The 9,309-nt window shown below is 59.4% G+C and carries 10 protein-coding genes; 3 read left to right on the forward strand and 7 right to left on the reverse strand.

The genetic code is table 11. From position 1 onward, the window contains the following. Nucleotides 1-919: IS5-like element ISDisp1 family transposase (locus tag BV908_RS21160; RefSeq protein ID WP_103737516.1), on the forward strand; the 919-nt coding region annotated here is incomplete at its 5' end. Here the strand turns inward: BV908_RS21160 and BV908_RS22365 are convergent. Together BV908_RS22365 and BV908_RS21165 are read right to left on the reverse strand one after the other, a co-directional pair. Beyond that, nucleotides 910-1,170 (reverse strand): hypothetical protein, encoded by a 261-nt coding sequence (locus tag BV908_RS22365; RefSeq protein ID WP_146052312.1) that lies wholly within the window; start codon nucleotides 1,168-1,170, stop codon nucleotides 910-912. The two genes, BV908_RS21160 and BV908_RS22365, sit on opposite strands and share 10 nt — an antisense overlap. Nucleotides 1,171-1,219: 49 nt before the next feature. Further along, entirely contained in the window at nucleotides 1,220-1,486 is a 267-nt protein-coding gene (locus BV908_RS21165) for a hypothetical protein (RefSeq protein ID WP_103739149.1), read from the reverse strand. Between the two features lie 378 nt (nucleotides 1,487-1,864). On the opposite strand from BV908_RS21165, the gene BV908_RS22560 reads away from it, so the two are divergent. Continuing rightward, entirely contained in the window at nucleotides 1,865-2,035 is a 171-nt protein-coding gene (locus tag BV908_RS22560; protein WP_172751422.1) for a hypothetical protein, read from the forward strand. Nucleotides 2,036-2,279: 244 nt separating this feature from the next. Here the strand turns inward: BV908_RS22560 and BV908_RS21170 are convergent, their stop codons facing one another. Next, complete coding sequence (locus BV908_RS21170; RefSeq protein ID WP_103739150.1) at nucleotides 2,280-3,386, reverse strand: site-specific integrase; 1,107 nt, start codon at nucleotides 3,384-3,386, stop codon at nucleotides 2,280-2,282. 492 nt (nucleotides 3,387-3,878) lie between these two features. On the opposite strand from BV908_RS21170, the gene BV908_RS21175 reads away from it, so the two are divergent. Beyond that, nucleotides 3,879-4,451, forward strand: a complete 573-nt coding sequence (locus BV908_RS21175; protein ID WP_172751423.1) for a lytic transglycosylase domain-containing protein — start codon at nucleotides 3,879-3,881, stop codon at nucleotides 4,449-4,451. A 61-nt stretch (nucleotides 4,452-4,512) separates the two neighbouring features. Here BV908_RS21175 and BV908_RS21180 read toward each other — a convergent pair whose 3' ends face one another. From BV908_RS21180 to istA, 4 genes are all read right to left on the reverse strand, one after another. Next, entirely contained in the window at nucleotides 4,513-6,150 is a 1,638-nt protein-coding gene (locus BV908_RS21180; protein WP_103739152.1) for an EAL domain-containing protein, read from the reverse strand. 339 nt (nucleotides 6,151-6,489) lie between these two features. Beyond that, a complete protein-coding gene (locus BV908_RS21185; protein WP_246867571.1) occupies nucleotides 6,490-6,870 on the reverse strand; it encodes an EAL domain-containing protein in 381 nt (126 codons plus the stop codon). A gap of 213 nt (nucleotides 6,871-7,083) precedes the next feature. Then, the gene (gene istB / locus BV908_RS21190; protein WP_011805003.1) at nucleotides 7,084-7,821 is read right to left on the reverse strand and encodes an IS21-like element helper ATPase IstB; all 738 of its coding nucleotides are present in this window, start codon (nucleotides 7,819-7,821) and stop codon (nucleotides 7,084-7,086) included. Between the two features lie 36 nt (nucleotides 7,822-7,857). After that, on the reverse strand, nucleotides 7,858-9,309 hold a 1,452-nt coding region (gene istA / locus BV908_RS21195; RefSeq protein WP_103737366.1), incomplete at its 5' end, for an IS21 family transposase.

Genomic DNA, 9,309 nt, shown 5'->3' on the forward strand with positions numbered 1-9,309 from the left:
GCCACCGGAGATGCTGCTCAAGGCCTTGCTGCTGCAGATCCTGTTCTCCATCCGCAGCGAGCGCCAGTTGGTCGAAGCGATCAACTACAACCTGCTGTACCGCTGGTTCGTGGGCCTGAACATCGAAGACAAGGTCTGGGACCACTCCACTTTCAGCGCCAACCGCGAACGTCTGTTCAACGAAGACCTCGCCCGCGCCTTCTTCGAGCGCGTCAAGCTCAGTGCCCAGTGGGGCAAGCTCGCCAGCGACGAGCACTTCAGCGTGGACGGCACGCTCATTGACGCCTGGGCCTCGCACAAGAGCTTCAAGCGCAAAGACGACGACAGCGGCACGCCGCCTGGGCGCAACCCCGAGGTGGACTTCAAGGGGCAGGAGCGCTGCAACGACACCCACGAGAGCACCACGGACGCCGATGCCCGGCTGTTCAAGAAGAGCCAGGGCGACAAATCCCGCCTGTGCCACATGGGGCACATCCTCATGGAGAACCGCAACGGGCTGATCGTGGATGTCGAGATCACCCACGCCAGCGGCACGGCCGAGCGCGAGGCGGCGCTGGCCATGTTGGAGCGTCGGGGCAACAGGAACAAACGGGCCACGGTCGGTGCCGACAAGGGCTACGACAGCAAGGCCTTCATCAAAGGCTGCAGAAAGCTCAAAGTCACGCCCCACGTGGCGGCCAAGGACAAACACTCGGCGGTGGATGCGCGAGTGACACGGCACGAGGGCTACAAGACCAGCCTGAAGGTGCGCAAGCGCATCGAAGAGGCCTTTGGCTGGATCAAGACCGTCGGTGGTCTGGCAAAGACCAAGCTGATCGGTCAGGCCAAGCTCACGGGCCAGGCGCTGCTGTGCTTTGCCACCTACAACCTTGTGCGCATGGGCAGCATCGGCGGCTGGTGGGACGCGCATCATGCGTGAGCCATGGGATACGTGCGCCCGAAACGGGCAAAACGGCCTGCAAACAGGCCGAAATGGCCCTCGCATTCGCTTCGTAGGCGCGTCTGGACGACTCGCTTCTTCGAAATCCACGACCCTGGCGCGTTCGATGAGCATTTTTTCAACGGCCTGTTAGAGCCAAGGATTTTTAGCTCTTCACCGTTGACCTTCATGACACGCCATGTTTTCTGCGAACTGCGATTTGGTTTGTTGGGATCGGTAATGTGTTTCATTGTCGGTGTGTGTGGTTGACAGTTATACGCGTTGGTTGCTATAGGCCCACTATCGAGGCATTTGGAAATAGGTGGAACCGGCGATATCTCTCAGTCTGTCCATAGCAATGCATGACCCTCTGGTGGACTGCCACATGGCCTTGATCTTCAACTCAAAGGCTTTGCTGGCGTAGAGGTAGGCACCCTCAGGGTCTGCCATGGTCAATGCGGCATCACGGAGCCGCTGAGCGGCCTTTTGCACAGCATCGCTGGTGATGCCCGTGCAAGCCTGGTGAAGAACGACAGATGCAGCAGCGCCGGCCGCAAGAAGGTCCATCTGAGCTTCCCAGGGGTTGGCTCTTGCGACTGGAGTGCTTAGAAGTGATCCAACCAGGACCAGTGGGGCGACGAGGTGCTTCATACAAGGGCTGCTGAGTGGATGTCAGATCTGTCCACTCTATGAATTTGCGCCCAAAGTTGCGATGGGCAGCGCAACCCGTATGGGTCGTTTACAGCGTCATGTCTGCGCTTTTCCTATGGGATGTTGACCGTGGTTCGGGCTTTGGGGTGTAATGGTCGCACTGGCACCTCGGTGCAGTCGTTGCCATGTGCAACCCCTTAGCAGGCCCATCCTGCAACCAAGCTTCAGCTTGGCTTCAACCACCCTGGCGGGCACTCCCGCAGGGGCAGTGTCCGCTTTCTCCTGGAGATAGTGATGACACTGTTCGGTTTTGATGAGAAAGATTCGCCCGTTGTCCTGGCCGCAGGCTTTGGCCTGGCATTTGTGCTGGGCATGATCGTGGCTGAGAACGCCCTTCCCTATCTGCTGTCCTTCATGGGCGATGGAATTGGGGTGGACATGAACACTTGCCGACCGGGTAAGTGATTTTTTATGACCCTGCGGGTACGCTGTATCTGCAAGGGAAAGCTCCGCAAAACAAAGGAGCTTGGATGAATATCAGCAAGTTCACCATTGATTCATTGGTCGATATGCTGGCTAGGACTGGTAAGCAAGTTCACCTTTCAGTCCAGTAAGAAGTCGCCCCAGCAGCATAACTGCTGGGGCGTACTTTTATCAGATCAGTACAAACTAACTAACTAACTAACAAACAAACTAACCACCTTTGTCTTCAAGCCGCCAATGGCTGGAGAATGGGTGGGGCCTCATCATCCTTGAAATTGGACTTGGCCAAGTGCTGGCGCACCTCGGGGTTGAGGTGATCTCCAAGATGGAGCAGGCCCTTTGGATTCTTCAATCCGGCCATGAGGGTGACCTGATGAATGCCGATGCCCTCATTGAGCCACTTGGTCAGCACGGTGTTGCGAATGACCTGGGGGCCGATTCGCGGAGGCGCATCTGAATGGTCCTTCTTGCAGGCCTCAAGGATCAGCTGCTTGCATACGTGCAACAGCGTGCCCATGGTGACCTCAGGTGATTTCTGAGACACGAAAAGCCTCGTGAACGGATGGCGGTCGCCGGCAGTGGTTGGAGCCTCCTCTTTGCTCGGCCGCACGCGCTGCAGGCTATTGAACATGTGGCGCTGGGTGAGCCAGAACAGCAGGGCATTGGCCAGGCGCTCATCGACGGCGATCCGACGACGCTGGGTATCAGAGCGTTGAGCGGTGATCGCCACGTGTGTGACCTTGCCGGTGGCCATGTCGCGTTCCAGATCTTGGACGCAGAGCGTACGCACTTCCTGCGGGGTAATGCCAGTGGTGAGCAGCAGCAGCGCCATGGTGTGGTCGCGCGCCTGCGTGGCTGTCCCGTAGAGCGGCGGCAGACAGTCGAAGCATGCCTTGTACTGCCCAAGCGTGAGGATGGCTCCTTTGGGCTTTTCAATGGCAGGCACATCCGCCGTGGCCAGGGCCAAGACGGGATTTTCTGCCGTCCAGCCCTTGGAGTGCGCGAACGTGTAGATGCGCGAGAGCACGCGCCAGTACCGCCGTTGCGCTGTATTGGTGGGAATGAGGTTTTTGCTGCGACGCAGACCTGATTTCAGGAAGTTGGAGACATCAACGGCATCGACGCTGGACCAAGCGCAGCCCTTCCCTTCATTCAGGCTGGCCAGATATTTCAGCCAACCCTGCCAAATCATGCGGTAGCTGGTACTGCGCTTTGCATCAATGCTTTCCCGGCCATACGTGGCGCATTCATTGTTATGAGCGAGCCACAGGTCATACACCTGGGCTGGATTATCCGGGGCGGAGTCATGAAAGAGTGGCGTGTCTTGATGCATTTTGGACTCGCATATCTGGGCAGGAATGAAGTAAATCCATATTACATCATCTGAAGTAGTTTAGGATAGCCCCTGGTGAATCTCTTTCTGCGTTGTGCTTGAACTACCCCTCTTAAATACCCCCCTTTTGGGAGACGCGGGACCGCAGGGCCGCAAGGGCATTAGGAACGATGTGAGGGGGAAATGAGAAGGAAATTAGGTGCTAGTTCGAGCCAAAACGTTTATCAATGGGCGCCCATATAAAACGCCAGGTCATGTAATATGGATTTAGGTTATCTGCGGCGGGTAATTGGAGGGTTACGGAATGGGTTCGCCCATGCAGTAAATAGGAGCCACGGTATGTAATACCGATTCGGCGGGGGTACGGTGCGTTACGCTGACAGCTGCGTGATGTGCCCTTGGCAACCGGGCATTGGACGAACGCATGCTGGAGGGCGTTAGCTTCTATCAATGGGGCAGAACCCAGACTGGTATGCGTGGCATAGTCCAAGCATGCTGTTTCGGGTCTCTCTAACCTCATGGCGCAATGCCGGCGCCGGGCTGTTATTGGCCAGCGCAAGCACAGCCTGTTTTGCCGTTGACCAGTGCATCGAAAATGCAGCGACCTTCCACGGCGTCAACATGGATGTGCTTCGGGCCATCATGCGCGTGGAGTCTGGTTTCAATCCCGGTGTGATGAGCCGAAATTCCAATTCAACCGTGGACCATGGGCTGGGCGGGATCAACACGGTGCACCTACCCGAGCTGCAAAAGCACGGGATAACAAAATCCGCCCTCCTCGACCCATGCGTCAACACCTACGTCGCGGCCTGGCACCTGCGCCGCAAAATGGACCAGTTCGGGAACACGTGGTTCGGCATCGGCGCCTACCACTCAGCAACGCCTTACTACAACGCGCGTTACCAGATCCTGATTCAGAACGCCCTCGTGGACATGGGCGTCCTCATGGGCAATAAAAAACCCGTCCCTCCGCTGAAGAGGTCGAACCCTGAACCCAAGCCAAGCACCTCGGCAAAGGACCAAGCACTCGCGGCCATCAACTCCCCCATGACCGTGCTCGATTGAGCGCATAAAAAAAGGCCCGCGAGGATTAGCGGGCCTGGTGGGCAAGAGCGTTGAATTCTAGTCAGGTAACCAGTGACTCGCTCAGTTGTTCGTTGAAGTCAGCGATGAAGGCGTGCAACGCGACTGGCGGCATCGGCCGTGCGAGGTGAAAACCCTGCATGTAGTCACAGCCCATCTCTCGCAGAGCATCCATCTGTTCCTGGTTTTCCACCCCCTCAGCCAGTGTGGAGAGGTTGAATTCTTTGGCGATGGCCAAGATTGCACGAATCATTTTTGGCTGAAAGTGCGCCAGCGTAGGGCCCACGAAAGAGCGGTCGATTTTGAGGGTGCGCAGCGGAAAGCTGCTGAGATAGTTCAGGCTGGAAAAGCCCGTACCGAAATCGTCCAGCGAAGTGTGCACCCCCATGTCGCGGATCTCCTCAAGTAACCTGGCCGTCCGCGCGTAGTCGGACACTAAAACGCTCTCGGTTAGCTCCAATTCCAGCATCGAAGCCGGCAACTTGAAGTTGGTCAGAATCTCTTCCACTCGTGCGGGCAGTGTGTCCACAAACTGGCGTGCTGAGATGTTGACGGCTACCTTAATGTTGAGCCCCATGTTGAGCCACTGACGCGCCTGGCGAGTGGCTTCGACAAGCACCCAGTCACCTATCTGGTGAATCATGTTCGACTCCTCGGCAACGCGAATGAAGTCGCTCGGTGGGACCATGCCGCGCTCAGGATGGTTCCAGCGAATCAGGGCCTCCACCCCCCTGATCCGACCTGTGTGCAAGCAAAACTGTGGCTGGTAATGCAGCACGAATTGCCCGCGTCTCAGGGCCTCCCGTAGGTCGCTTTCCATTTCGGCGCGTTTGCGGGCCAGCTCGTTCATCTTGGAATTGAAGAAACCCACGCCGTTCTTGCCTCTTTGCTTCACCGTGTACATGGCCATATCAGCAAACCGCAGCAGTTGGTCAACACTCTCAGCGTCCGATGGCCATAATGCAACACCGATTGAGGTGCTGACGGCGAGTACATGACCATCGACTATCACCGGCTTGAGCACCTCATCCAAGATGCGCGATGCCACTACGCGTGAATCTTCGATGTCATGCAAATTGGTCATGAAGCAAACGAACTCGTCGCCACCAACCCTGGAGACAGTATCGCTTTCCCGCACAGAAGACTTCAAACGCTGAGCGATGATCTGTAGAACGTGGTCACCTACCTTGTGGCCGTAGGTGTCATTAATCGGTTTGAATCCGTCAAGATCGAGGCAAAGTACCGCAAATGGGCTCGCGAGCTGCTGCCGCTTACCGAGTTTCAGGAACTGATCGATTCGATCTCTCAGCAAATCCCGATTAGGTAGCCCCGTCAGGGGGTCATACTGATTGGCCTGCCAGAGCTGAGCTGCAGGTGTTGCTCCCGTCTTGGGGTAGACAAGAATCATCGGCCCAGCTGCAGAATTCCATTTGGTGATTAGGACAGGCAAATCCTCGCCAGTGACTGTCACCATAGTCAGATCCATGGCGTGCTGTGTTTTTGCGAGGAAGTCACTTAGTTTATCCGCGTCTCTACTTTCCTTCAGAAGTAATTCGAAAGCGCAACCGAGCAACAACTTGCCGAATATCTTGCTCGCTGCCTCGTTCATGTATTTGATGCAGTGTGCATCATCAAGCATAACTATTGGTATCGGTATTGATCTGACAATCTCTGCGAACATATGCGGGTGACATCGAATGGATGTCACTATCACACCGCTTTATCTGCGAAGCGTCAACAGGGTCGGTCGCATTGTAATTACTGGCGAAACACGAGCGGCGGGACGCAGGCATTCCTTAATTTCAAGAGCAATCTGACGCGAAAATTTATGAAGCGCGAAACGCGTCACTGGAGGGGGCCATTCGAGGAGCGCAGGACGCGCTCTTGAGGCGCATCCTGAATACGATGCGTGATGGATTGCCTCTTCCGCAGCCTGATCAATACCTGGAGTTGGTTAGCGAGAGCAGGATCATCATGATTGATCCCCTAGCAGAGGCTTGTATTTGAGACAAAATTTTCGCTAAGGTAGCAAAACCTTGATGTTCCGTCCCATGTTGATCCACTTCCGCGCCTGTCGCGCCGCCTCAAGAAGCACCCAGTCGCCAATCTGGTGGATCAAATCACCCTCCTCGGCAATCTTAATGAAGTCGCCCGGAGGTACCATGCCTCGATATGGATGCTGCCAGCGAATCAAGGCCTCCACCCCCTTCATCGATCCTGTCTGCAGGCAAAACTGTGGCTGGTAGTGCAGAAGAAATTGCCTGCGACGAAGCGCCTCGCCCAAGTCTCTTTCCATCTCGGCGCGGTTGCGGACCTGCTCAGAGGCCAGCCTGCCGCCGTCTGGGAACGCCTGCTCACAGTGTGGAGACATGCAGCACGATGCCCAAGAACGGCTGGCCACACCGCGCTCCTACAGCATTCCAAGGGCGACCAGGCGATACCATAAAGCTGACGTGGCAGGTGCGCATTCCACTGATGGCGGACAGTGATTCCATTCCCATCGCGGACAGCGTTCCAGGCGATGGCGGACACGTTGCGCGGGTGTCCTGAGTGACGCTCAAATCGTAGCCGAAGTGTCCGCCATCAGCGTGGAATGGCGGTCGGCGCGGCCGGCTCAGACGGCCTTGGTGAGCTTGCGCATCGACTCGCCCTTGAGGGCTATCTTGTGCGAGCCGTGCACGATGCGGTCCAGGATGGCGTCGGCCAGCGTGGGCTCGTCCAGCCAGGCGTGCCAGGCCGTCACCGGCAACTGGCTGGTGATGAGCGTCGAGCGCGTGCCCACCCGGTCGTCCAGCAATTCCAGCAGGTCGTTTCGCTCGTGCGCGGCAATCGGCGCGATGCCGAAGTCGTCCAGGATGAGCAGGTCCAGCCGCGCCAGTTGCGCCAGCCGTTTGCCCAGGCTGCCATCGCCGTGGGCCACGTGCAGCTCCTGCAGCAGCCGTGGCGCGCGGGTGTAGAGCACCGAGAAGCCCAGGCGCGCGGCCTGCTGCCCCAGTGCGCAGGCGAGCCACGTCTTGCCGCACCCGGTGGCGCCGGTGAGCAGCACGTTGTGGCCATGGCGCAGCCAGTCCCCGCCGGCCAGGCTGGTGATGACCTCTCGGCTCAGGCCCCGGCTGGCGCGCCAGTCGATGTCCTCCAGGCAGGCACTGGAGACCTTCAGGCGGGCCGCCTTCAACAGGCGCTCCAGGCGCTTGCTGTCACGCCAGTCCACCTCGCGCTGCACCAGCAGCGCCAGGCGTTGTTCAAAGGGCAGCTCGCTGGCCGTGATGTGGGTGGCCGCGTCGCTGAGGGCGGCCACCATGCCGTCCAGGCGCAGGGCGCGCAGTTGGTTCAAGGTCTGTTCGTTGAGCATGGTTCTTCCTTGTTAGGTTTGCTTGCACGTTGGAGTTCAGTGGTAGTAGCCCGGCCCGCGCACGTTCTCGTGCAGCGGCAGGCTCGCCTGTGCGGCCATCGGCGCATCCAGCGGCCGCTGGTCCAGGCCGCAGCCCAGGATGGAGGCGATGCTCTTGTAGGACGGTGAGCGAATCGACTGCGCCCGCGCACAGGCGGCCTCCAGCCGGTCAGCCCCGTACTCACGGCCCAGGCGCATGAGGCCCAGACAGGAGCGGTAACCCTGCTCGGGATGCTGGCGGTGCTCCATCTGCCAGCGCACCACGGCGGCGGTGGCCGCGCCCACGCGCTCACCCCAGGCGATGAGCTTGGCCGGCGTCCACTGCAGGTGCGCCCGGTGCGAGGCCGGCATGTGCTCGGGCGTGGTGGTGTGTGCACCCCGTCGGGGATTGAGGGCGTGGGCGGCCACGCGTTTGCTGCCGTGCAGGACTTCGAGCGTGCCGGCCGTGATGCGCAACTCCACCGGCTCACCCACCAGGGCGTGGGGCACCGAGTAGTAGTGGCCATCGAGCTCAACGTGGTAATCGATGTTGACGCGGGCGGGTTTGAAGCGCGCGATGGGCATGCGCACCGGCGGCAGGGGGCGCAGGGCTGGCCGGTCGAGTTCGGCGAAGGCGCTAGTGCGGTTGCCCGGCAGCTTCTTGAACGCGCGCTGGTTCAAGTCCACCAGCAAGGCGGCAATCGCCCGGTTGAGCTCGGCCAGGCTGAAGAAGGTCTGGTGGCGCAGCCTGGCCAGAATCCAGCGCTCGACCACCTGCACAGCGACCTCCACCTTGGGTTTGTCGCGTGGCTTGGCCGGGCGCGCGGGCATCACGGCCAGGCTGTAGTGCGCACAGAGCTCTTCGAGCAGGCGGTGCGCGGTGGGCTCGTAACGGTCGGGTCGGGCCATGAGGGCGCGCGGCTGGTCAGGCACCAGCAGGCGGGGCACGCCGCCGATGAACTCCAGCGCGCTAATGATGCTGGCCACCCAGTCGGTGGCCTTCTGGCTGGCGGTGGCGCAGGCGTAGGTGTAGTTCGATGCGCCCAGCACGGCCACGAAGACCTGGGCCTGGCGTATCTCGCCAGTGTCAGCATCCACCACGGGAACGGTCTGGCCGGCGTAGTCCACAAAGAGCTTGTCACCGCCCGTGTGGGTCTGGCGCATGGAGCGCTGCAGGCGCCGGGCCCAGGCCTTGTACTTCTCGCAGAAGGCGCTGTACTTGTACGCCTGCCCGCTGTGCTGTTGCTGGTATTCCTCCCAAAGCAACTGCAGCGTCACGCCAGGTCGGCGCAGTTCGCGGTGGATGTGGGCGTGGTCGGGTTCAAGGTGCCGGGACTCGCGCGCCACGGGTGGCTTGTAGAGCCGGGCCTGGAGTTCGTCGTCGTTCAGGCTCTGGGCCAGTGCCCAGTCCACGCCGGCCACGCGCGCGTAGCTGGCTATCTCGCTGACAGTGGATTTGGAGATGCCGAG

The organism is Diaphorobacter sp. LR2014-1, assembly GCF_002916785.1.
GTDB lineage: Bacteria > Pseudomonadota > Gammaproteobacteria > Burkholderiales > Burkholderiaceae_C > Diaphorobacter > Diaphorobacter nitroreducens.

Bases quoted from the DNA above. Each gene is read 5' to 3' on its own strand.
- BV908_RS22365 (WP_146052312.1), bottom strand. From the start codon at position 1,170: ATGAAACACATTACCGATCCCAACAAACCAAATCGCAGTTCGCAGAAA.
- BV908_RS21165 (WP_103739149.1), bottom strand. From the start codon at position 1,486: ATGGACCTTCTTGCGGCCGGCGCTGCTGCATCTGTCGTTCTTCACCAG.
- BV908_RS22560 (WP_172751422.1), top strand. From the start codon at position 1,865: ATGACACTGTTCGGTTTTGATGAGAAAGATTCGCCCGTTGTCCTGGCC.
- BV908_RS21170 (WP_103739150.1), bottom strand. From the start codon at position 3,386: ATGCATCAAGACACGCCACTCTTTCATGACTCCGCCCCGGATAATCCA.
- BV908_RS21175 (WP_172751423.1), top strand. From the start codon at position 3,879: ATGCTGTTTCGGGTCTCTCTAACCTCATGGCGCAATGCCGGCGCCGGG.
- BV908_RS21180 (WP_103739152.1), bottom strand. From the start codon at position 6,150: ATGTTCGCAGAGATTGTCAGATCAATACCGATACCAATAGTTATGCTT.
- istB (WP_011805003.1), bottom strand. From the start codon at position 7,821: ATGCTCAACGAACAGACCTTGAACCAACTGCGCGCCCTGCGCCTGGAC.